Annotated in this window: 22 protein-coding genes; 13 read left to right on the forward strand and 9 right to left on the reverse strand. The window is 64.2% G+C overall.

Annotated elements, in window-relative coordinates:
• Positions 1-127 precede the first annotated feature (127 nt).
• Genes NKJ80_RS05640 through NKJ80_RS05650 form a run of 3 tightly spaced genes read left to right on the forward strand, consistent with a single transcriptional unit; the run spans position 128 to position 2,753 of the window.
• On the forward strand, positions 128-970 hold the full coding sequence (locus tag NKJ80_RS05640) for an ABC transporter permease (RefSeq protein ID WP_502902189.1): 843 nt from the start codon (positions 128-130) through the stop codon (positions 968-970).
• Positions 967-1,749 carry an ABC transporter ATP-binding protein gene (locus tag NKJ80_RS05645; protein WP_352497214.1) on the forward strand — a complete coding sequence of 261 codons (783 nt, stop codon included), beginning with the start codon at positions 967-969 and terminating at the stop codon, positions 1,747-1,749. Before NKJ80_RS05640 ends, NKJ80_RS05645 begins: the two co-directional genes overlap by 4 nt.
• Positions 1,746-2,753 (forward strand): ABC transporter substrate-binding protein, encoded by a 1,008-nt coding sequence (locus NKJ80_RS05650; protein ID WP_352497215.1) that lies wholly within the window; start codon positions 1,746-1,748, stop codon positions 2,751-2,753. The genes NKJ80_RS05645 and NKJ80_RS05650 overlap by 4 nt, the downstream gene beginning before the upstream one ends.
• Positions 2,754-2,925: 172 nt before the next feature.
• Here the strand turns inward: NKJ80_RS05650 and NKJ80_RS05655 are convergent, their stop codons facing one another.
• The gene (locus tag NKJ80_RS05655; RefSeq protein WP_023727016.1) at positions 2,926-3,588 is read right to left on the reverse strand and encodes a LexA family transcriptional regulator; all 663 of its coding nucleotides are present in this window, start codon (positions 3,586-3,588) and stop codon (positions 2,926-2,928) included.
• Positions 3,589-3,668: 80 nt separating this feature from the next.
• On the opposite strand from NKJ80_RS05655, the gene NKJ80_RS05660 reads away from it, so the two are divergent.
• From NKJ80_RS05660 to NKJ80_RS05670, 3 genes are all read left to right on the forward strand, one after another.
• Positions 3,669-4,043, forward strand: a complete 375-nt coding sequence (locus NKJ80_RS05660; protein ID WP_023689007.1) for a hypothetical protein — start codon at positions 3,669-3,671, stop codon at positions 4,041-4,043.
• Between the two features lie 86 nt (positions 4,044-4,129).
• Positions 4,130-4,822 carry a GcrA cell cycle regulator gene (locus NKJ80_RS05665; RefSeq protein ID WP_023689006.1) on the forward strand — a complete coding sequence of 231 codons (693 nt, stop codon included), beginning with the start codon at positions 4,130-4,132 and terminating at the stop codon, positions 4,820-4,822.
• 326 nt (positions 4,823-5,148) lie between these two features.
• Positions 5,149-5,745, forward strand: coding sequence for a DUF6456 domain-containing protein (locus tag NKJ80_RS05670; RefSeq protein WP_352497216.1), 597 nt, complete (start codon positions 5,149-5,151; stop codon positions 5,743-5,745).
• A 67-nt stretch (positions 5,746-5,812) separates the two neighbouring features.
• Here NKJ80_RS05670 and NKJ80_RS05675 read toward each other — a convergent pair whose 3' ends face one another.
• Entirely contained in the window at positions 5,813-6,121 is a 309-nt protein-coding gene (locus tag NKJ80_RS05675; protein ID WP_023672486.1) for a hypothetical protein, read from the reverse strand.
• 203 nt (positions 6,122-6,324) lie between these two features.
• Between NKJ80_RS05675 and NKJ80_RS05680 the strand changes: the two genes are divergently transcribed.
• Entirely contained in the window at positions 6,325-7,209 is an 885-nt protein-coding gene (locus NKJ80_RS05680; RefSeq protein WP_023689003.1) for an NmrA family NAD(P)-binding protein, read from the forward strand.
• 57 nt (positions 7,210-7,266) lie between these two features.
• On the opposite strand, the gene NKJ80_RS05685 is transcribed toward NKJ80_RS05680, so the two are convergent.
• The gene (locus NKJ80_RS05685; RefSeq protein WP_352497217.1) at positions 7,267-8,043 is read right to left on the reverse strand and encodes a COG3904 family protein; all 777 of its coding nucleotides are present in this window, start codon (positions 8,041-8,043) and stop codon (positions 7,267-7,269) included.
• Positions 8,044-8,181: 138 nt separating this feature from the next.
• Positions 8,182-9,456, reverse strand: a complete 1,275-nt coding sequence (locus NKJ80_RS05690; protein ID WP_023689001.1) for a DUF763 domain-containing protein — start codon at positions 9,454-9,456, stop codon at positions 8,182-8,184.
• A 244-nt stretch (positions 9,457-9,700) separates the two neighbouring features.
• On the opposite strand from NKJ80_RS05690, the gene NKJ80_RS05695 reads away from it, so the two are divergent.
• On the forward strand, positions 9,701-10,693 hold the full coding sequence (locus NKJ80_RS05695; protein ID WP_023685451.1) for an HNH endonuclease: 993 nt from the start codon (positions 9,701-9,703) through the stop codon (positions 10,691-10,693).
• Between the two features lie 49 nt (positions 10,694-10,742).
• Here the strand turns inward: NKJ80_RS05695 and NKJ80_RS05700 are convergent, their stop codons facing one another.
• A complete protein-coding gene (locus NKJ80_RS05700) occupies positions 10,743-12,701 on the reverse strand; it encodes an acyltransferase family protein (protein ID WP_023695501.1) in 1,959 nt (652 codons plus the stop codon).
• A gap of 461 nt (positions 12,702-13,162) precedes the next feature.
• On the opposite strand from NKJ80_RS05700, the gene NKJ80_RS05705 reads away from it, so the two are divergent.
• Complete coding sequence (locus NKJ80_RS05705) at positions 13,163-13,516, forward strand: cupin domain-containing protein (protein WP_352497218.1); 354 nt, start codon at positions 13,163-13,165, stop codon at positions 13,514-13,516.
• A gap of 763 nt (positions 13,517-14,279) precedes the next feature.
• Here the strand turns inward: NKJ80_RS05705 and NKJ80_RS05710 are convergent.
• The 4 genes from NKJ80_RS05710 to NKJ80_RS05725 form a co-directional block, all read right to left on the reverse strand.
• Positions 14,280-15,107, reverse strand: coding sequence for a metal ABC transporter permease (locus NKJ80_RS05710; protein WP_023685454.1), 828 nt, complete (start codon positions 15,105-15,107; stop codon positions 14,280-14,282).
• Positions 15,091-15,885, reverse strand: coding sequence for a metal ABC transporter ATP-binding protein (locus tag NKJ80_RS05715; protein WP_023685455.1), 795 nt, complete (start codon positions 15,883-15,885; stop codon positions 15,091-15,093). The genes NKJ80_RS05710 and NKJ80_RS05715 overlap by 17 nt, the downstream gene beginning before the upstream one ends.
• A gap of 26 nt (positions 15,886-15,911) precedes the next feature.
• Entirely contained in the window at positions 15,912-16,793 is an 882-nt protein-coding gene (locus NKJ80_RS05720; RefSeq protein ID WP_023712495.1) for a metal ABC transporter solute-binding protein, Zn/Mn family, read from the reverse strand.
• Between the two features lie 321 nt (positions 16,794-17,114).
• Positions 17,115-18,155, reverse strand: coding sequence for a maleylacetate reductase (locus NKJ80_RS05725; RefSeq protein WP_352497219.1), 1,041 nt, complete (start codon positions 18,153-18,155; stop codon positions 17,115-17,117).
• Positions 18,156-18,464: 309 nt separating this feature from the next.
• Here NKJ80_RS05725 and NKJ80_RS05730 point away from each other — a divergent pair, with 309 nt between their 5' ends.
• The 4 genes from NKJ80_RS05730 to NKJ80_RS05745 all read left to right on the forward strand — a co-directional run bounded on the left by NKJ80_RS05730 (position 18,465) and on the right by NKJ80_RS05745 (position 22,875).
• Complete coding sequence (locus NKJ80_RS05730; protein ID WP_023672497.1) at positions 18,465-19,349, forward strand: AraC family transcriptional regulator; 885 nt, start codon at positions 18,465-18,467, stop codon at positions 19,347-19,349.
• Between the two features lie 228 nt (positions 19,350-19,577).
• Complete coding sequence (locus NKJ80_RS05735) at positions 19,578-20,642, forward strand: ABC transporter substrate-binding protein (RefSeq protein WP_023672498.1); 1,065 nt, start codon at positions 19,578-19,580, stop codon at positions 20,640-20,642.
• A 152-nt stretch (positions 20,643-20,794) separates the two neighbouring features.
• A complete protein-coding gene (locus tag NKJ80_RS05740; RefSeq protein WP_023715131.1) occupies positions 20,795-21,619 on the forward strand; it encodes an ATP-binding cassette domain-containing protein in 825 nt (274 codons plus the stop codon).
• Positions 21,616-22,875 (forward strand): sugar ABC transporter permease, encoded by a 1,260-nt coding sequence (locus NKJ80_RS05745; protein WP_023672500.1) that lies wholly within the window; start codon positions 21,616-21,618, stop codon positions 22,873-22,875. Before NKJ80_RS05740 ends, NKJ80_RS05745 begins: the two co-directional genes overlap by 4 nt.
• Positions 22,876-22,880: the final 5 nt, after the last annotated feature.

Genomic DNA, 22,880 nt, shown 5'->3' on the forward strand with positions numbered 1-22,880 from the left:
CGATGCTCACCAATCTCCCCCCTCGAGCGGGAGATGGCCGGCAGGCCAGAGGGGGTCCCAGCGCGTGGAGCGCCGACGTCCTTTTCGCATCGGCAAGGCGTGGGCGCCCTATGCGAGACGACCCCCTCTGTCGCCTTCGGCGACATCTCCCCCTCGAGGGGGGAGATTAGCCGCCGGCATCGCCAAGACCATCCCCGCCGCCTTCGCCTTCGCCCTGCTCCTCGCGGCCTGGGAGCTCTACGCCCGCTATGGCGGTGTCGCCCCCACCGTGCTGCCGGCGCCGTCGCGCGTGCTGCAGCAGGCCTGGGAGCATCGCGCCGCCCTGGCCGACAACACGCTGCCCACCATCCGCGCCACATCAGCCGGCTTCGCCTGCTCGTTGGTCGCTGCCTTCGTGCTTTCGGCGCTGGTCGATTTTTTGACCCCGCTGCGCCGCGCGCTGTTCCCGCTGCTGATCGTCAGCCAGACCTTGCCGCTGGTCGCGATCGCGCCGCTCATCGTGCTGTGGTTCGGCTTCGGGCTGATGCCAAAGATCCTGCTTGTGGCGCTCGTCACCTTCTTCCCGATGATGGTCGCGCTGGTCGAAGGTTTTGCTGCGACCAGCAAGGAGATTTCGCAGATGCTCGCCGCCATGGGGGCAGGGCGCTGGCGTATCTTCTGGCTGGCGCGCCTGCCTTCGGCGCTGCCCTATTTCTTCGCTGGGCTGCGCATCTCCATCACCTACGCCGTGGTCGGCGCTATCTTCGCCGAATATGCGGGGGCGGCGAAGGGGCTGGGCATCTACATGCTCAATGCCAAGAACAACTTTCGGCCCGATCTGGTGCTCGCCGCAGTCGCCGTCAGCGCCGCGCTCACGCTGATCCTGTTCGGCATTGCCGTGCTCGTCCAGCGTCTCGCCATGCCTTGGGAAAATGCGGGGAGCGAGAGCCGCGACGTCAAGGTTGAAGCTGCAGAAGAGAACCGCCAATGACGCGGCTCGAACTCCGGGACATCAGGAAGAACTTCGGCGCGCTTGAGGTGCTCGCCGGAATTTCGCTTCATGTCGCGGCCGGCGAGTTCGTTTCCATCCTCGGCCCTTCCGGCGCCGGCAAGTCGACGCTGTTCCAGCTGCTGACCGGCGCGCTGAAAGGTGAGGGCGACATGCGCTTCGACGGCGCGCCAATGCAGGGCAACCCCTTCGCCTTCATGCCGCAGCGCGACTCGCTGATGCCGTGGCGGCGCGTCATCGACAATGTGACGCTGGGGCTGGAAGTGCAGGGTCTTGGCCGCAAGGCGGCGCGCGAACGCGTCGCGCCGTTGTTTGCCGAGTTCGGCCTTGCCGGCTTCGAGCGCGCCTGGCCGGCGGAACTTTCCGGCGGCATGCGCCAGCGCGCCGCCCTTTTGCGCACCGTGGTGCAGCAGCGCGACATGCTGCTGCTCGACGAGCCCTTTGGCGCGCTGGATGCACTGACCCGCGCGGGTATGCAGCGCTGGCTGGAAGGCATGTGGCAGCGCCACCGCTGGACCGCGCTGCTGATCACCCATGACGTGCGCGAAGCCGCCTACCTCTCCGATCGAATCTATCTGATGTCGGCGCGGCCGGCCCGCATCATCGGCGAGATTGCCGTGCCGCTGCCGCGCCCGCGCACCACCGGCAGCGATGCCGCGCGCCAGGCCGCCGCGCTCGAAGCCGACATCCTCGACACGCTGCTCAATCCCGGGACTGACCGGGGCTTGTTTCCGCAGACCGCTCAAAGGAGTTTTTCATGACCGAATTCACACGCCGGCAGGCTTTGCTGCTGACGCTGGCCGCCGGATTGCCGCTGGCCTCGCGCGCTCATGCGGCTGCGCAAAAAATCACCGTTGCGCTCGACTGGACGGTCAACACCAACCATGTCGGCCTGTTCGTTGCCCGCGACAAAGGATTCTACAACGAGGCCGGGCTCGATGTTGAGATCCTGCCCTATGGCGATACTGGCGCCGGCACGCTGGTCGCCAACCGCATCGCCGATTTCGGCATTGCCGGCGTCGGCCTGTTTACCCAGCGGGCTGCCGGCGCCGATCTCAAGGCGGTCTACGCCGTGGTCCAGCAGGAGACCGGCCGGTTGGTCTTCAACGCGGATCGCGGCGAGATCAAGAGTCCCAGGAATCTCGACGGTCTGACCTATGGCGGCTTCGGCAGCGCCTGGGAAAACACGCTGATCTCGACCATCATCCGCCACGATGGCGGCAAGGGCGTTTTCGAGACGGTGACATTAGGCACCTCGGCCTATGAGGCGCTGGCCAACGGCTCGGTCGACTTCACGCTGGAGGTCTCGACCTGGGAAGGCGTCGCTGCCGAGCTGAAAGGCGTCAGGCAGCGCGGCTTCCGCTACGCCGACTACGGCGTGCCCGACGAGCACACTACCTTGATCGCCTCCAGCAATGCCTATCTCCAGGCAAACCCGAAGGCCGCATCGGCCTTCGTCGAGGCAACGCGGCGCGGCTACCAAATTGCCTGCGATCACCCGCAGGAAGCCGGCGATCTGCTGATGGCTTCCAACAAGGATGCGCTGACCGACCCGGCGCTGATCCACGCTTCGCTGAAGATGCTCGTCGACGGGCATTTCTTGCGCAGCCAGGACGGCGTCATCGGCACCATCGACAGGGCCAAGATCGAGGCGATCGGTACCTACCTCTTCAGGGCCGGCATATTGCTCGATGGCGATGGCAAGGCTCTGAAGGAGAAGCCGGATTTCGGGGGGTATTTTACGAACGAGTTTTTGGGAGCGTAATCTCCCCCCTCGAGGGGGAGATGTCGCCGAAGGCGACAGAGGGGGTCGGTACGTCCTGACGCGACTTCCTATCGCGGACAGAGGACGTCAGCGCCTTACGCGCGGCGACCCCCTCTGGCCTGCCGGCCATCTCCCCCTCGAGGGGGGAGATTGCGCCTCACCGCCTTCTCCCTCACATATCGATCATCGAGCGCTTCACCCGGCCGATGATGGTGATGGCGCCTTCGAGCGCCGGCGGCGGGATGTCCATGTAGGAGGCCGGCTGGAAGGGCGGGTTCTCGTTGGGGCGATAGCGCTTGTAGGTGGCCTGGCCGCTTTCGTCCGAAATGACATAGCAGCCATTGGTCACCAGCCGCTTGTCCCTGAGGTTGACGAAGATGATCGAATCCGGTGGCGAGATCTTGTTCATCGACGGGCCGTCGACGCGCAGCGCAATCCATTGGCCCTGCTCCAGATCGGTGGTGGGGATGGTCGGATAGTCGCTGAGATTGACCACCGTATCCTGGCTGCCGAGTTCGCCGGCGCTGATCCACGAGACGATGGGCACATCGACGGTGGCCAGCGACGGCATCGGGATCTGCCGGCCCGACTCGTCAAAGCCGAAATGGCCCCCCGCAAGGCTGCCGCCGTCACCGTTGAACAAGAGCCAGCCGGGATCGACGCCGAACAGGCGGCCGTATTTCTCCGCCGCCTTGCGCGACAGCGGCCGGTTACCGTTCTCGTGACTGATCAGCGTGTTCTTGTTGATGTCGCGCAATGCCCGCGCAGCGTCGCTCGGCGAGGCATAGCCCGCCTCCGCCCGCGCCTGCTGCAATCTGTGCCTCGGTTCCTGCATCGTACAAATTGCCTGAAATTTATCGTCCAATATGTACGATTTCGCTTGCGTACGTTTCGTACATATCGTACGCTTAGCGCATGATCGAACAAATCGCAAGCGTTTCCGCAGACATCCTCAGCTTTCTCCCATCGTCCGGGCTGTCCTCCTCCCCGGTCCGGACGCAAACCGGGGCTTCTGCCCCGGATCCGGTCGAACCGTCGTCCCCCCGATCGACCGGAACGGCCGGAGCCGCTCCTCTCCCGGCTCCGGCCACCTCTTCAGCCCATGGCGCCGCCGGTGCGCCAAGGGCTGTCTCCGGCGGGCAGGGTATTTCCTGCATCCGCACGGAAGATGGCACCGTCATCCTGTTCGACCGGCTGACGGGCAGGGCGGTTTCCGCCCTCACCAAAGCGGCCGCCGAAGCCGCCTTGCGGCATCTCGCCGGCTCGCTGCCGGCCGCCAGTATCGGCTGACCGCACCGACCATCCGCTCTGATTTTTTCCCGTGGGCCCCCGGGGCCGGCGCTCGGCCTTTGCGCGCGCAATCAATGGATACCGACATGACTGCCTATACCGACACCGAATTGCAGGAGATCGCCGTCTGGCTGAGGGATGGCCTGTCGGCCACAGGGATCGCCGTCCGCTTCACGGCGCTGCGCGGCAGTCCGGTCTCGCGCAATGCCATCATCGGCATCGTCCACCGCAACAGCGCGTTGAAGACCATCGGCTTCGCCAACCCCAGAGGCGGCAGGTCCGGCGGCCGACCGAGGAAGAATGCGACGGGGAAGACTGCGGCAAACGAGAATACCGCCAAGAGGAATCCGCCGGCGCAGCCAAGCAAGCCCGTAACGGAAGTAGGAGTTTCGAAGCAGGCCGCGCCGGTCAAACCGGCCGCCAAACCGAGCCGTCAGCCATCGGCCAGGCCTCTGTTGCCAGCCCGTCCGGCGCCCTCGATCCCGGGCGAAGGACGGCTGGTGGTGGACGGCGAAATCTACCGCTTCAATGTGCCGGCGCCGCGCCCTGCCTCGCTCGGGCGTCAGCCGCATGTCGCCGCCATGCGCTTCATCGACTGCCTGTTCGACCGCTGCCGCGCGCCGCTCGACCTGACGCTGGAGGAAGACCCCGACAACGATGCTCCCGGCAGTCGGCCGGGGCTCGAGATGCTGTGCTGCGGCCTGCGCACAAGGGCGCTGAAAAGCTACTGCGAATATCATCAGACGCGTTTCCACCGACCTGTGGCGGAGGTGGTGTGAGCGGCTGGGCTCCGTTCCTCGCCTCCGGACGACCCCACCAATGATCGAAAGCCGGCGGGACAGCGCCCCCCTCTGTCCTGCCGGACGTTCGTCGCTCGGAAAGCCAAGCAATTGGCTTTCCGTCCGCTTCGCGGACCACTCCTCAACCCCCACGAGGGGGGCGATCGGATATCGCCGCCGATTTCGCCAATTGCCAACGTTGCAGAGGCGCAGCCGCCGAAACTGCCAATCTCCCCCTCGTGGGGGAGATGCCCGGCAGGGCAGAGGGGGGCGCGAAGGAACGCCAACCTTCCGGCTCAACAACCCAATCCCACAAGGATCCTCCGATGAGCAAAAAAACCGCGCAGAAACGGCAGCCACCAAAACTCCCCACAGGCGAAGCCGAGCAGGTGCGCATCCGCCGCGAGATCGGCCATGATTTCGCGCTGAAGGACGATCGCTTCGGCCGCAAGCGGTTGAGCGTCGGCACCGAAGAGGCGCGGCGCGTCTACGAGGTCTCCAATGACGGCTACACCGCGACCGGCGGCATCGTGCGGGTGCGCAATGTCGATCCGCTGGTCGGCATCACCTCACTGACCCGCCAGCAGCGTGAGGCCGGCCAGCGGTTTCGCGACGATTTCGAGCGCGCCTCGCGTGACGGGCTGCGGCCGATGCCGTGGGAAGAGCGCATTGACGGCGGCCGCATCAATGGCGGCATCCCCGACCGCGTGCTCAACGCCGGCCGCGCTCACACCCATGCCATCGCCGCCATGGCCCACTGGGAAGTGGCGGAGGTGGTTCGCAAAATCTGCCTCGAAGGCCAGTCGGTGAAGGCGCTCGCCGAACGCACCGGCGAGGGACGAGATGTGGTGGTGAAGCTGTTGAAGGTCGGGCTCGACCTTTTGGCCGTTGATTACGGGATGATGATGCGGAAGCCGCGATAAGGCCGGCAGCCGCGTAGTGAAGCGGCCGGCCGGCAGATGCCGGCCGAACCGGTTTCACCCTATCGGATCACCGTTCGCAAACGCGAATTTCCTCGACGATCCTGTGATGATGGCGCCAATGCTTGACCAACTCTATGCGGCAATGGCGATGGTGCCTGTGATACCTGTGGTACCTGAAGCCGTTATCGTAGGCATTATACTGGTAGTAAGGGCGAGGAGCGTAGCGATCGTAATAGTCGCCATAGCTGTCATTGTAGTCATCGTCATAGTAGCCGTTGCCGATGCCGATCACGACGCGCCCGCCGGCATTCGCCGGAGCGATCATCGCCGCCGCCGCAGTGATAGCGATAGCCGAAGCAAGCAGGAGCTTTCTCATAGCTGCCTCCTATTCAAGGTTGCGCTAATATAACTCGCTGGACACGACCTCGTTCCAAAATTTTGCAAGATGCGAACGACCCCTGCGCCGTGCATTGCGAGGAAAGTCAGCGTCACCTCCTGTCAGCATCATCCCCCGATTTTTGAACCCTTCGCCGCCCCAGCCATTAATCCGGCATGAATCAGCAAGGGAAGGACGAGACCATGCATGTCATTCTTGGAGGTACCGGCCATGTCGGCTCGGCGGCGGCAATGGCGCTGTTGCGGCAGGGCGAGGATGTCACGGTGGTGACGCGCGACGAGTCGAAGGCCGCATGGTTGGTTGAACAGGGCGCGGAGGCCGCGGTTGCCGATGTGCTCGATGTCGAGGCGCTGCGTGAAGTCTTGCGGCGCGGCAAGCGGGCGTTTCTGCTCAACCCGCCGGCCGATCCATCGACCGACACCGACGCCGAGGAGCGCAAGACGGTTGGCGCCATTGCGACGGCACTGGAGGGGTCCGGCCTCGAAAAAGTGGTAGCGGAATCGACCTATGGCGCGCAGGCCGGCGAGGGTGTCGGCGATCTCACCGTCCTTTACGGCCTCGAGCAGAAGCTGAAGGCCCAGGCCATTCCGGCAAGCATCAACCGCGCCGCCTATTACATGAGCAACTGGGATCAGGCCCTGGAGACGGCGCGGCGCGACGGCGTCATCACCTCCTTCTTCCCGGCGGATTTCGAGCTGCCGATGGTGGCGCCGCAGGATCTCGGCGAGGCTGCGGCGAGACGTCTGCTGGAGCCGGCGGACAAGACCGGCACGCACTATATCGAGGGTCCTCGGCGCTACTCCGCCGCCGATGTCGCCGCAGCCTTCAGTGCGGCGTTGCGCAAAAACGTGCGCGTGGTCACGGTGCCGCGGGAGCGCTGGACAGAAACCTACGAAAAACTAGGCTTCTCCAAAGCGGCGGCCGAGTCCTATGCCCGCATGACCGGGGCCACGCTGGACAAGCCGATGCAGCCGGAAAACCCGGAGCGCGGCACGACCAGCCTGGAAAGCTATATTGCTGCGCTCGTCGAGGGCCGGCCGGAAGACCTGTTGAAGGGCGCAGCGTAAAGTGAAGGGTTGCTGTTGAGAAACAGGCGCTTCGACGACCTACGTGGCCCGCTATTCCTATTGCCTGACCGTTCGGCAGTTGCCCGCCGGCGGCGTGGTCTTGCAGATATCGATGGAGGTGCGCGTGTCGCCGTGACCGGTTTCGGTTATCAGATTCAGGTCCAAAAGTTCGTATGTCACGAGGTATCGTATGCTGTCGTCGGGTATTTTTTGCATGGCCGATACGATCCACGAACCTGCTTTCATCTCGGTGAAATAGCTGTCGACCTTGCGTTCATACCATTTGGGTATCGGAACGAGGACGATGGTCTTCTTGCCGTGGATTTTCTTGGCGGCCGGCAGCATGATCCGGTGAATGCCGACAAAGGCGCGGCTGTCTGCCAGGCGCCGTACGCCGCCCGCAAGAACCATCGTACAAGCTGACGAACAGACTGCGCCGACGGGGTTGGCGACGCCGAAGCGGAGGTCGCCCGGCCCGCAGGCTTTTGTGTCTGGCGCGCATTCGGAGAACTCCGTCTTGCCAACCATCGTGTCGAGCCCGCTGGCGCGGATCATATGGCCAAGCGCCATCGCCGCATCGGTCTCGCCGCCCGGGGAATTCAACGCCAAAGGCAATTTGCGGGGGCCGAGTTTTTTCAGCAAAGCCTTCAGCAAAGCTGGCGTGCCGGCCACGATGTGACCTTCCGCCGAAATCCATTCCGGGCATGTCGGCTCGCATCCTGGCGTGCTGTTGCGTACAACGACGAAGTGCATCGGCGGTGTATATGCCAGTATGGCAGGCTCAGGCGTCGTTTGGGCGATCGCGCCGCCAATCGCCAGCAGCACGAAAACCAACGTCCATGCGAATGTCTTCATGCCGAGCCTCGCCTGGCAGAGCATCACTTGAGAAATGGGTCTTTGCAAGCATTATCAAAACAAGCCGAGCACGTGTTTCTATGGGCCGCGCACTATCTCTGCATGATGGACAGGCAGCTACTGGCGGCCCCTGTCTGAACCGTCGTCGCTTTCCGCCGCCCCCTCCCACCCGAACACACTGCGCCCTCCAAGCAGATGCGACTGGTCGAACTCGCCGGCGACGATCTCCTTAAGGCTTGGCCCGGTGACGTAGCGCTCCAGCCGCCGCGCTTCGCCATCCAGCCGCTGCAGCGCGCCGAGCTCTTCCTCGCGGCCGAGCTTGGCCTTGCCGACGGCCGATTTCAGCACCGCGATCGTCTCGTCATAGACTTTCAGCGGCACCGGGAAGGGGTGGCGGTCCTTGCCGCCATGGGCGAGCGAGAAGCGCGCCGGATCGGAGAAGCGGCAGGGCGCGCCATGCACCACTTCCGCCACCATGGCCAGCGCCCGCACCGTGCGCGCGCCGACGCCGGGCACCAGCAGCAGCTCGGGAAAGTCGGCCGGCCCGCTTTCGATGGCGGCGGAAATGTTGCCGTGCAGCCGGTGCATGACGATGTCGCTCTCGCGCACGTCGTGATGCGCCGGCATCACCAGATTGGGCAGCATCGGCTGCGCCGCCGGTTTCGCAGGCGCTGCTTTCGGCGGCGGCTCCAGCACGGCAAGCTCGTCGAGGATCCGTTCCGGGCTCATGGTCTTCAACAGGTCGATCTGGCCGCTACGTGACGGCGCGGCGCGATGGTCGGTCAGGTTGACGATCTCGCCCTGCCGCTCGCCCTCGATCGCCGCATGCGGCTGGTCGACGAAGCTTGTCAGCCCTTCCGACAGCCAGTGATAGCGCCGCGCCTGGCGGCTGTCGCCGTTCATGCCTTGCTGCACCACCACCCAGCGGCTGTCGTCGGTGACGATGAAGCCGTGCAGATAGAGGTCGAAGCCGTCCTGCACGGCCGCACTGTCCACTTTGGCGACCAGGCGGCTGGCGGTGGCGAGTGCCGCGCCATCGATGCCGACGCGTTCGCCGATCGCGGTCAGCTCCTGCGGCGTCTTGCGCGAATGCGCGCCGCGCCCGCCGCAGACATGGATGCCGAGCTCGCGCGACATCGGGTTCAGCCCGCGCTTCAGCGCGCCGACGACCGAGGTGGTGATGCCCGAGGAGTGCCAGTCCATGCCCATGACGGCGCCGAAAGACTGGAACCAGAACGGATGCGCCAGCCGCCGCAACAGCTCGTCGCGGCCATAGTGATGGATGATCGCCTCGCACAGCACAGCGCCCAGCCGCGTCATGCGATCGCCCAGCCATTTCGGAACCCGCCCGCCATGCAGCGGCAAATCCGCACTGCCGCTTCGCTGCGTCAAGTGAAAGCTCCGTGGCTAAGGCGCACCGGCGGTGCGCCTGTGATCTAGATGGCATTTGGGGGGCGATTTGCAAGTGGGGTGGGGGCGGCGACTATCGTCGCCCTACGCTCTTCTTGGCGTCTCGCCGAAAGATGCAGTTACGCCGCCTGTCGCACCTGGCAATAAGGTCGGCTCCATGCTTGTAGGCGAGACAGGTCTCGAATAGAGCTTACCCAGCCGACGGCAACTATTAAAATCAAAAACGATGTCGCAATTCTGGTGGGTAAATCACAGTCAGACCGCCTGCCAAGAGATCGACGGGCAATATCTCTGGTCGCCCAAAACTCAGAAGAATGGGGCACGCAGCGAGTTCTACAAAAATATGCGTCGGGCGACACCTGGTGACCTCGTGTTGTCTTTTTTCGGTCAAGCCGTGCGCTATATTGGTCGGGTAGCGGAGTTTGCATTCACAGCACCGAAACCACCGGAGTTCAAGAACACTGGAGCCAATTGGAACGAGGAAGGTTGGCTTCTCCCGGTGTATTGGGCGCCGCTCCTGCCGACGGTGCGCCCGTCGGACATAATTGGCGAATTGGGTCCGCTTCTGCCTGCCCGATACTCGCCCATCGACCCAAACTCCGGATCAGGCCGTCAAAACGCCTATCTCGCGAGCGTATCGCAAGAGGTGTTTCACACAATTGTCGCGGGTACAGCTTTCGACCGCGAAGCTTTGAGGCGTGGTGGCGCAAACAGTCTCACTTTCGAAGTCGTCAATGAAATTTTAGAGGACGTCGTTGAGCGCCGTATCCGAGACGACCTCCAACTCGAGGACACTGTAAAGACGAGCGTCATTCAAGCTCGTCGCGGCCAAGGTAAATTTCGTTCCAATGTCGAAGCCATGGAGCGCTCGTGCCGACTCACAGGGGTCACCAATCCCTCGTTGCTGATTGCAAGCCACATCAAGCCTTGGCGCCTATGCGCTTCCGCGCAGGAGCGCTTGGACGGCATGAACGGGCTGCTCCTCACGCCTGATGCCGACCACCTCTTTGACCGTGGCTTCATCAGTTTTGAAGATAGCGGGCAGGTCCTCATATCCCAGCGCGTCGACAAGACTGATTTGCGGCGGCTCGGATTCGAGCAATTGGTGATGCAGAGTTTCGGCTTTGCCGAAGCCCCCGCCGTCTGGCGCACTAGCACCTTCACCCCGCCGCAGCAGGCTTACCTCGCTCACCATCGAGAGGATGTGTTTGTGGCATAGCTCGCATCAACTGAGCGTCAGCCGTCAGGTCCCCCTACCTCGCCGCCCCCTAAAACACCGCCTTCTCCAAGAGCGGCTCCAGTGATTCAGCAAATGGCGTCGCCAGGTGGTGCCGGTCGCGGAAGGCGAGTTGGCCGTTGATGAACACGTGGCAGGTTTGGGCGTCGCAGAACTGGCTGGTCAGGTCGACATAGGTGGCGCCGGGCACGCTGCGCACGACGTCGCGCTCGGCCGCGGCGATGTCGTCGTTCGCCGCCGCGTCCCTCGGCGTGTCGCAGACTTCAGGCACCTGCCCGCGCCACAGCGCCCGCGCCACGCATTTGTCGGCATAGCTTCCATTGTAGGGAACGTCCCGGATTACCGCGACCTTGATCCCGGCCCGGCTGAATGCCGCCAGCGTCCAGCGCAGGCCGGTCTTCCACTCCTCGTTCCCATCGGCGTGCTTCAGTTCCTCGGGCGATTCCTTCATCACATTGCCGATCGAAAATTCCGAGATCACCACCATGTGCGGGTGCAACGCGATAATGTCCTTGACCGATTGCTCCCGCCACTGGTCGCATTCGGTGTAGTCGCGCTTCAGCCGCCAGTTCCAGGTCGTCACCCGCGAGGCACGGCAGGACGATTTGAGATAGGTGACGAGGCGATAGTTGTTCTTGGCCGCCGCCTCGATCAGCGGCGTCGACCAGTGGTCGGCATGCGAATCGCCGAACAGCGCAATCGAGCGCGGGGCGTCCTTGTTGCCGAACACGCAGGCCTTCGGCGTCACCGTCTCGAAGGAAAGAATACAGCCGGCCGCGCGCGCCGTGGAAGGCTGCGCGGCGCTGGCGGCAATGCTGCGCTGCTCAGGGTCCAGATCGTGGACGGCCAGCCTGGCATTGGCATATGCGGCTGCGACGCTGGTGCCGGTCAGGAGGACGGCCGGCACCAGCGCCCGCGCCGCACTGGCCATCAGCCAGCCATTGCGACGGATCGGGTTCTCGATGACATGATAGGTGAAGACCGACAGCGCCAAAGTGAGCGCCAGGCAGGCGAGGCGTCCGAGCGGCGACAGCTCGGGCACCACCATCGTGGCATAGACGATCACCGGCCAGTGCCAGAGATAGAGCGAGTAGGAGAGTTTGCCGACCCATTGCAGGGGCGGCAGCGCCAGTGCCGCGCTCGGGCTTTTCTCAGCGCTCTGCCCTTGCTGCGCATGCGCTGAACCGGCGAGCAGCAACAGCACTGTGCCGGCCACCGGCACCAGGGCGAGGAAGCCGGGGAAGGGGGCTTCCTCGCTGAAGGAGAGATAGGCGCCGGCGATCAGCGCCAGGCCGAGCCACGCCAGCGGCGCGGCGAGCCGCGGGCGGTTTTGCCAGACTTGTTGCGGCACCATGCTGGCCAGCCCGCCGGCGGCGAACTCCCAGACGCGCAGCGGCGAGAAGTAGAAGGCCCAGGGCTGTGAGACCGTGGTGAGCCAGGCGCAGACGGCGAACGAGACGAGACCGGCAATGCCGATCACCAGGATCGCGCCGCGCTTGCCGGGGCGCAGCCATGCCGCCAGTGCAAGCAGCGCCGGCCAGGCGAGATAGAACTGCTCCTCCACCGACAGCGACCAGAAATGGACAAACGGGTTGCTGGCCGCATCTGCGGCGAAATAGTCGAACGACCAGCGGATCAGCCACAGATTGATCATGTAGGCCGAGGCGAACATGGCGCCCCTGGAATAGAGCGATTGTTCCTCCGGCGACAGGATGAAGGCGCCGGCCACCAGCGTGGCGAGAATGACGAACAGCGACGCCGGCAACAGCCGCCGCGCGCGCCTCGCGTAGAAGCGCCACAGGTTGAGCCGCCTGGTCTCGGTGATTTCGGCAAGCAGGTGTTTTGTGATCAGATAGCCCGAGATGACGAAGAAGATGTCGACGCCGGTAAAGCCGCCGGGCAGGCCGGTGAAGCCGAAATGAAAGGCGATCACGCCTGCCACCGCCAAGGCACGCAGTCCTTCGATATCGGGCCGGAACGATGCTGACACGATTTGCCACCTCGTGCTGGTGCATGACCCCGCCTCGGCGAGTAACGATCGCGCCGGGATCATACGTGCGGCAGCTTTGCGCCCAACGGGACACGGCGCTGCAACCGTTCACAGTCGGACCAAGACTCCGCCCTATGGGTCGATATCGCAATGCAACAAATCTAACGCAGTGCAACATTGGAGGAGGCGACGCCGCTGATCTCCCCCCTTGAGGGGGAGATGGCCGGCAGGCCAGAGGGGGTCGGTTCGACCGGACTCGGCCCAATCCTGCAAGTGAAGGCAGGCGCTCCACGCGCGGCGACCCCCTCTGTCGCCTTCGGCGACATCTCCCCCTCGATGGGGGAGATTAGGTCCCCGCCTCCTTCGCCAAATCTCCGACATCCGGGGTCGGCCCTTGCGTTGCCCCCGTCACACGCATCGGCTATCCAACCGGCAGCCATGCAATTCAAACGGAGCCTCCCATGACCAACACCACCATTTTCAAATTCGGCGCTGTCGAGCATGCCGAGGGCGGCGACTTGCCGGGCTGGATCGTTGTCGCGGGCCGGCCGACCATGCAGACCGCCGTGCAGCACACCACCGCCGACGGCAAGGTGCTGTCGGGCACCTGGCGGGCCTCGCCCGGCACTTATCACGCCACCTACACCGACTATGAGTTCGTGCACATGATCGCCGGCCGCATCATCACCACGCCCGATGGCGGCACGCCTGTCGAGGTCGGTCCGGGCGATGCGTTCGTGGTCGAAGCCGATTTCAAGGGCACCTGGCAGATCCTCGAGCCGGTAACCAAGCACTTCGTCGTCAAGCTTGCTTGATCGACGTAGTCAAGCTTGCTTGATCGACGTCGCCAGGGTCGCCTGATCGGCTCGTCGTCAGGCTTGCTTGATCGCGTCGTCAGGAGTGCCTGATCGGTGCCGATACACGTCGGCCGGCGCGGTTCATCGCCAGCGTCCCCCTCGCCCAGCAGGGGGAGGGGGACGTAGCGAAGCGAATATCGGTTAAGAGGGCGTCACCTCGTTCGCTTCGAACCGATGCGGATCGAAAAGCTGAGACGATGGCGTTCTGCGGAGCCTGGTCGAGATAACGCAGGCCAGGACTGCTGCCGGGTCGCCGGCGCGTCAGCCAAGAGCGAGCGGCGCACTTCGAGAGTGCATGCCGCCCGTCCGGCGCCGGGCCGTCAATGCTGTTGTTACGAAACCCCCCAGCCCCGTCTCAACCGCCACGGCCATGGCGTGACCCATGGCTTGCTATACGCATGCAGCACCGCGGTCTGTCAACGCCGCCCGCGATGGCCGCGGGGGGTCGCCTTTGCACCTCCCGGCCAGCTTCCAACCGGCCGCGCGGACGCCATTCGCCGCTACAAAATGCGCTTGAAATGGCGGTTTTCCGGGTGTTCCGGCCGCTCCGGAGCGGACCTTTGGCGCGACAGAGGTCGCGATCTAGGCGATTGGATGAATTTGTCTTTCGCGGCTGAAACGTTTCAGGAGCCGGATTGTAGACCTGACTTTTTTTGGGTGTATTTCCCTCACGTCAGTTTTGCACTCCAGCCGGCCCGATCGACCCGCCGGAGGGCAAGCCTCAGGGGCCGGCGTCGGCGCTCTGAGTCTCTCGGACCGACGGGCGCCGGACCATGCCGCTGACGACATAGGCCGCCGCGCCCAGCGCCGTGATCCAGAAGCTCGTCGGCCAGTCGGTCAGGAAGGCGAGCGTCAGGCTGATCCAGGCGATGATCACGGCAAGCGCGATGGACGTCAGCACGCCGGCTCCGACGCCGCTAGTAAGCCTGAGCGCGGTGGCTGCAGGCGCCACCATCAGCGCGAAGACGAGCAGCACGCCGACGATCTGCACCGCCTCGGACGTGGCGACGGCGACCAGCACCATGAACAGGGTCGAGACAAGAGTGAGCGGCACGCCGCGCGCTTCGGCGAGTTCCGGCTGCAGGCTGGCGAACAGCAGCGGCCGCGCGATCAGCAAAAGCGCGACAAGGATCGCCACCGCCAGCACCGCAAGCACGATAACGGTGCGCAGGCTGATGCCCAGCACATTGCCGAACAGCACGTTGGTCGCCTGCGAGGCGAAGGCGGTGTAGAAATGCAGAAACAGCAAGCCCAAGCCGAGCGACAGCGTCAAAACGATGCCGATGGCGACGTCGCGATGCGCGCGTTCGCCGAGCAGGCCGATGCCGATGCCGGCGGCGACGGTAAACACGGTGAGGCCGAGAAACGGCGACAGCCCGATCAGGCCGGCGCCGGTGGCGCCGGGAAAGCCGACATGGGAGAGCGCATGACCGGCGAAGGTCTGGCCCCGGAGCACGAGGAAATAGCCGACCGCGCCCGAAACGATGCCGACGATGGTGCAGGCATAGAAGGCGTTGCGCATGAATTCATAGTCAAAGATCGTGGACATGCGCCCCGCTCTCCAGTTCGACATCGTCGGCCATGACGAAGATGCGGCCGGCAACCCGCACCACATTGATATGCGTGCCATAGAGTTTCGACAGCACCGGACCGCTGATGACCTCGTCGACGGAACCGATCGCCGCCTTGCGGTTGCCGAGATAGAGCACGCGGTCGACGGCGCGCAGCAGCGGGTTGATCTCGTGCGAGCAGAACAGCACGGCAATGCCGAGCCGCTCGCCGATCTGATGCACCAGGTCGATGATCGCGCGCTGATGGCCTGCATCGAGGCTGATCAGCGGCTCGTCGAGCAGCAGCAGTTGCGGATTGCCGATCAAGGATTGCGCGATCAGGATGCGCTGGCGCTCGCCTCCGGAAAGCTCGCCCAGCGGCCGCCGCGCAAGGTCGCCGGCGCCCACCTCTTCAAGAGCCTTCCACGCCGCCTCCTTCTCGGCAGCCGATGCGACGGGCCAGCCCCAGCGATGCCCGCCGGCGGCACTCAGCACGAAGTCGAGGCCGCTGACGCCGACATCGCCAAGCGCGCGCCGCGCCTGCGGCATATAGCCGATGTCGGCGTTGCCGCGCGTCGGCGATTTGCCAAGCACCGAAATGGCGCCGCCGGCCGGTTTGATCAGGCCGAGAATGGCGCGCAGCATCGTCGTCTTGCCGGCGCCATTGGCGCCGAGCAGGCCGACAAAGGCGCCTTGCGGTAGAGAAAAGGAGACGTCGGATAAAACCCGGCGTCCCCCATAGGTCAGCGTGACCTTGTCGAATTCGATTGCGTTCATTTAGTCACATTCATTCGCAGTCACATTCATTGTGTGCGGGCGGCGAGCGCCTTCTGGACCGCGTCGATCTGGCCGCCGAACCAGGTCTGGATCGTCTGGCCCGCCGGTTCCGTCTCGGTGACGCCGATGACCGTGACCTTGTTCTGCTTGGCGATGTCGAGCAGCCTTGTCGTTGCCTCGTCGGTCACCTGCGAATTGTAGAACAGGATCTTGGCCGAGCCGTCCTTCAGGCTGTTTTCGAACGCCGCCACCTGCGTGGCGCTCGGCTCCGCATCGTTCATCAAGGCCACCTGGAAATCGTAGTTCAGCATCTTGAGACCGAGCGCTTCCGCCATGTAGCCGAAGACCGGCTCGGTAGCCGTCACCTCGGTGCCGGCATAGGTGTTCTTGACGTCGGTGATTTCCTTGTCAATGGCCTCGAGCGAGGTCTGGAATGCCTTCAGGTTCGTCTCATAATACACGGCATTGGCCGGATCGCGCTTGGCAAGGTCGGCGCTCAGCGCCTTGGCGATGGCCGGCAGCGTCGCCGGGTCGTACCACAGATGCGGGTTGTCGCCCGACTTCTTGCCGATCAGGTCGGCGGCGACGATGGTCGTGCGATCCTTGGCTGTCGAGGCCGACAGCAGCTTGTCCATCCACGGATCGTAGTCGGCGCCGTTATAGATGACGATCTTGGCGTCGGCGATGGTGCGCGCCGTCGACGGGCTGGTCTCGAACAGATGCGGATCGTCATCGGGATTGGCCAGGATGCTGGTGACGGTGACGTTGCTGCCGCCGATCTGGCGGGCAAGGTCGCCATAGAAATTCTCGGCCGCCACGATGGTCAGCTTGTCTTCGGCGCGGGCAGCCGTGCCGGTCAAAAGCGGCACCGCGACGAGCAGCGCGGCGAGAAAGGGAATGCGACGCATCCGTGGTCTCCTTGCAGTCTGAAATGTATGTCGCCGGAGAGGCGGGCTGTGTAACTGTATAACAGTAACAATATAACGTTTGCGTCGAAAATACGGCTGATGTCAATGGGCTTTTCGAGCCGCGCAGTTTTTCACGCGCACAAACCGTGAGCGGCCTGCGCCGATCAGGCGGAGCCACTCATGCGTGTCGGCTATATGCGAAAGGGCAGGCGATCGCCGGCACCGCGAGGCCGCCGCGAGCACACCGTCGTGGCGGTATCCTGATGAATTCGCGGCGGGTAAGTTCCTTGCTTGTTGCCGTCAGTTTTGCGGACGCCTTCCCTACCACGCGTCCTGCAACAGGGCGCGGATTGCGGCGCGGTCGAAAGGCCGCGGATTCCAGTATGGGTTCCTGGTCGCGATCTCAGCGGCGCGGTCGAGATCGGCCTGCATGAGGCCGAGTTCTTTCAATGTAAGGGGCGCGCCGACCGCCTTGGCGAAATCGTGGAGACCGCCGCCCGCGCTGCCGCCAAACAAGTCGGCGACCGGCTTCAACAAGTCGGGCACCGCGACGGCGTTGAAGCCGATCGTGTGCGGCAACATCACCGCATGCGTCTCGGCATGCGGCATGTCGAAAGAGCCGCCGAGCGTATGACAGATCTTGTGATGCAGCGCCATGCCGACGGCGCCGAGCACCGTACCGCACAGCCAGGCGCCGTAAAGCGCATCGCCGCGTGCATCGATGTTTCCAGGCTCCTTGGTCAACACCGGCAGCGCCGCCGTCATGGCGTGCAATCCTTCTTTCGCCATCAGGGTGGAAATCGGATTGCGATCCTGCGCGTAAAGCGCTTCGGCCGCGTGCGCCATGGCGTTGAGTCCTGACGCGACGCTCATCGCTATCGGCAGGCCGACGGTCAGCTCTGGATCGTAGATCACCACTTCCGGCAGGATCCTTGCGTCACGCATTGTGGTTTTTTCGCCGTTCTCGGTCTGACCGAGGATCGGCGTCACCTCCGAGCCGGCATAGGTGGTCGGGATGACGATCTGCGGCAGGTCGGTGCGCCAGGCGATCGCCTTGCCGAGACCGGTGGTCGAGCCGCCGCCAAGCGCGACAACGCAGTCAGCCTTGACCTCGGTTGCCTTGGCCATTGCCGTTTGGGTTACCTCGACCGGCGTGTGCATGGCGGCGCCCGAAAAGATGCCGGCCGCCAGCGCGCCGAGGGACTTGGCAAGCGCCTCGCCGTCGGCAGCCCGATGCGGCGTCGACAGCACCAGCGCGCGCTTGCAGCCGAGTTTTTCGATCCAGGTGCCCACCTCGGACGACGCGCCATTGCCGAAGACAATATGCGCAGGGCTGCCGGAGTAGGTGAACGTCCTTGTCATGCCGATCCGCTCCCTTTGCATATTGTCACTGTGACGGAGCCGAAATCGAGCGACCAGCTCTCGCCGCCGGCGACATCGTTTGCGTCGTCACCGTCTCGCAAGCGGGGCCTGATCTCTCCCGCGTACTCGCAAACGTATCGCCTTGACCACAAAAACGTCAAAAAAGTATCAGTGAGGTGGACACACCGTGGTGGCGGCTGCATGAATTGCCGCCTAAGCTTCGATCACTGCAGAGAGCGGCAAACGCGGCCTGCGGGAGATGGCACTGCAACTGGTCGCATGACCGGACCGGCGCCGGGAGGAACTGACATGAATCCGGACTTGGAAGTCGTCCAGATCAGACGCGGCGAGTCGTTCAAGGCCTGGGCCCACGGCTACCCCTTCCACACGGTGCGCTGGCACTTCCACCCCGAATACGAAATCCATCACGTCGTCGCCACCACGGGCCATTATTTCGTCGGTGACTTCATCGGCGAGTTCGAGCCCGGCAACCTCGTGCTCACCGGCCCGAACCTGCCGCACAACTGGGTCAGCGACGTGCCGGCAGGCGCCAGCGTGCCGCTGCGCGGCCGCGTCGTGCAGTTCTCGCAAGAGTTCATTGCCGACGCCACCGCCGCGTTGCCGGAACTTGCCGGTTGTGAAAACATTCTCGAGCTCAGCCGCCGCGGCGCGCTGTTCTCCACCGCTACCGCCAAGCTCGCCGCACCTGTGCTGGCCGAACTGGTCGAAGCGCAAGGCGTTCGCCGCATCGCTTTGTTCATGGAACTGATCGATATTCTGAGCCGCGCCGCCGATGTGCGGACGCTCACCAGCGCCAGCTATCTGCCGGATCCCTCAGGCTTCATGTCGGCCGGCGTCAACAAGGCGCTTGCCTATATCAACGCCAACCTGACCGAGCCGTTCAGCGAAAGCGATCTGGCGGCGATCGCCGGCCGCAGCCCGAGCGCGTTTTCGCGCAGCTTCCGCCGCCATACCGGCATGGCGCTGGTGCAGTATGTCAACCGGTTGCGCATCAACCTCGCCTGCCAACTGCTGATGAGCGAGGCCGACATGCCGATCACCGAGATCTGCTATGCCGCCGGCTACAACAACATCTCGAATTTCAACCGCCAGTTCCTGACCCAGAAAGGCATGTCGCCTTCGCGCTTCAGGGCCCTGCTGGCGGAAAACATCAGCGCGGAGATTGCCGCCTAACAGGGAGGACCGGGAGGAGCCTAGACGTTTACTGAGGTAAGAACGCGGGGTGCGTTGGAGGCGCCCCGTGCTGGAGATCGCTTGTCCCGAAATCCAGGGATATCAAGGGGATGCGCAGCACGGATCAAGTGCTCCGTTGTTCCTCGCAACAGCCGACTGCAGTCAAGGCCCGGCGCCATGTGGTGTCCAGGGCTTCATGAAACCATTCCTTGAAACGGAGCTATCAAAATGACCAGATTTGCCTGGAAATCGACGGGAGCCATTGCGCTCACTCTGTCTCTTCTTGGCGGCACCGCTGCCTTTGCCGCCCCGGTTACCGACGCCACGGTCGCCTTCTTGATGCCCGACCAGGCCTCGACGCGCTACGAGCAGCACGACTATCCCGGCTTCGTCGCCGAGATGAAAAAACTCTGCCCCGGCTGCAAGGTGATCTACCAGAACGCCGATGCCGACGCCTCGCGCCAGCAGCAGCAGTTCAACTCGGTAATCTCGCAGGGCGCCAAGGCGATCGTGCTTGACCCTGTCGACTCGACCGCCGCCGCCTCGCTGGTCAAGCTGGCGCAGAGCCAGGGCGTCAAGGTCATCGCCTATGATCGCCCGATCCCGACTGCACCTGCCGACTTCTACGTCTCGTTCAACAATGAAGGCATCGGCAAGGCCATTGCCGACTCGCTAGTCGAACACCTCAAGGCGCTGAAGGTCGACCCGGCCAGCGGCGGCCTGCTGCAGATCAACGGATCGCCGACCGACGCGGCCGCAGGGCTGATCAAGAAGGGCATCCATTCCAGCCTCGACAACAGCGGCTACAAGATCCTTGCCGAATACGACACGCCGGAATGGGCGCCGCCGAAGGCGCAGCAATGGGCAAGCGGCCAGATCACCCGCTTCTCCACGCAGATCGTCGGCGTCGTTGCGGCCAATGACGGCACCGGTGGTGGCGCCATCGCCGCTTTCAAGGCCGCCGGTGTCGATCCGGTGCCGCCGGTGACCGGCAACGACGCGACGATCGCCGCACTGCAGCTGATCATCGCCGGCGATCAGTACAACACCATCTCCAAGCCGAGCGAGATCGTTGCGGCGGCTGCCGCCAACGTCGCCGTCCAGCTTCTGTCGGGCGAGACGCCGAAGGCCGAAATGACCCTCTACGACACTCCTTCGCAGCTGTTCACGCCGGCGGTGGTGACGCAGGAAAACCTAAAGGCCGAGATCATCGACAAGAAGATCAACACCGCCGAAGAGCTTTGCGTCGACCGCTACGCCGAAGGTTGCAAGAAGCTCGGCATTACAAAGTGACAATGCAGGTCGCCCAAAAGTGCGCAGCGGTTTTGGGATAACGACATGCATAAAAGGATGACCTAGAATCCTGATCCTGCTTTCCGGCCGCCCTTGCGGTGGCCGGAAGTTCGCAGTCACTCTTGACCGCCCATCCGGAAAGGTTTGCCACCATGTCTGACATCTCTGACGGACCGGTTTCGGCAGGCGAGCTGGTGCTCAGCCTGCGCGGCATCTCGAAGAATTTCGGCGCCGTTTCGGCGCTCACCGATATCGATCTCGATGTCCATGCCGGCGAGGTGGTGGCGCTGGTCGGCGACAATGGCGCCGGCAAGTCGACGCTGGTCAAGATTCTGGCCGGCGTCCACCAGCCGAGCTCGGGCACCATCAATTTCCGCGGCAGGCAAGTGACGATGCCCGACCCGAGCGCCGCGCTGACGCTCGGCATCGCCACCGTCTTCCAGGATCTCGCACTGTGCGAAAACCTCGACGTCGTCGCCAACATCTTTCTCGGCAAGGAGATCAACCCGCTGCGGCTGGACGAGGTGGCGATGGAAATTCGCGCCTGGACGCTGCTCAACGAATTGTCGGCGCGTATTCCAAGCGTCCGCGAGGCGGTCGCCTCGCTGTCCGGCGGCCAGCGCCAGACCGTGGCGATCGCCCGCTCGCTGCTGCTCGACCCCAAGGTCATCCTGCTCGACGAGCCGACCGCCGCTCTTGGCGTCGCCCAGACGGCGGAAGTGCTGAACCTCATCGACCGGGTGCGCGAGCGTGGGCTCGGCGTGCTGATGATTAGTCACAATATGGAGGACGTGCGCGCCGTCGCCGACCGCATAGTCGTGCTCAGGCTCGGCCGCAACAACGGCGTCTTCGAACCCGACGCCTCGAACCAGGAACTGGTCAGCGCCATCACCGGCGCCGCCAACAATGCAGTGTCGCGCCGCGCCGAACGGCGCAAGGCCGCCGAACAAGCGAACAATCAGGAGCAGCGGCCATGAGCGCGGAGCCCAAGCAGGACACCTCCTCGTCGACGGCCCTCGACCGCAGCGACGTGCGCGTCAAGCACCAGGCCGGCGTTGGTGGCGCCATCAGCGCCTTCTTCGACCGCGTCCGCTCCGGCGACCTCGGCTCGTTGCCGGTCATCGTCGGCCTGGTCATCATCTGGAGCGTGTTCACCGCCCTCAATCCGGTCTTCGTCTCGTCGAGCAATCTGGTCAATCTCCTGTTCGACTGCTCGACCGTCGGCGTCATCGCGCTCGGCATCGTCTGTGTGCTGATGGTCGGTGAGATCGACCTGTCGGTCGGCTCGATCAGCGGCTTTGCCTCGGCCATGGTAGGCACGCTGTGGGTCAACCAGGGCTGGCCGGTGGCGCTCGCCATCCTCGCCGCAATTGCCGTCGGCGGTTTCATCGGCGCGCTCTATGCCTTGCTGTTCAACCGGCTCGGCATGCCAAGCTTCGTCTCGACGCTCGCCGGCCTGCTCGCCGTGCTCGGCCTGCAGCTGTATATTCTGGGCTCCACCGGCTCGATCAATCTGCCCTATGGCTCGAACCTGGTGAATTTCGGCCAGTTGCTGGTCATGCCGGACTGGCTGTCCTATGCACTGGCGGCATTGCCCGGCATCGTCATGCTGATCAGCGGCCTGCGCACCGTCAGCCGCCGCCGGGCCGTCAATTTGTCGGCGCCGTCTGTCGGCGGCCTCATCGTGCGCGTCGCCGCCCTGACCATCCTGCTCGAACTGATCGTCGGCTATCTCAACCAGGCGCGCGGCATACCGTGGATGTTCGGCCTGTTCGTCGGCCTGGTGGTGGCGATGAACTATGCGCTGACCCGCACCCAATGGGGCCGCTCGATGACCGCCGTCGGCGGCAACCGCGAAGCGGCGCGCCGCGCCGGCATCAAGGTGCGCTCGATCTACCTCAGCGCCTTCGTCATGTGCTCGATGTTCGCCGCCCTTGGCGGCGTGCTGTCGGCGGCGCGGCTGGCCTCTGCCAGCCAGCAGGCCGGCACCGGCGACGTCAACCTCAACGCCATTGCGGCGGCGGTCATAGGCGGCACCAGCCTGTTTGGCGGCCGTGGCAGCGCCTATTCCGCGCTGCTCGGGATCATCGTCATCCAGTCGATCGCCAGCGGGCTGACCTTGCTCGATCTGTCATCGTCGCTTCGCTACATGATCACCGGCGCCGTTCTGGCAATTGCGGTCATCGTCGACTCCCTGGCACGCCGCTCGCGGGTTTCCCACGGCCGCGCCTGAACGCA

The organism is Mesorhizobium sp. M0030 (genome assembly GCF_040323695.1).
Taxonomy (GTDB): Bacteria; Pseudomonadota; Alphaproteobacteria; order Rhizobiales; family Rhizobiaceae; genus Mesorhizobium.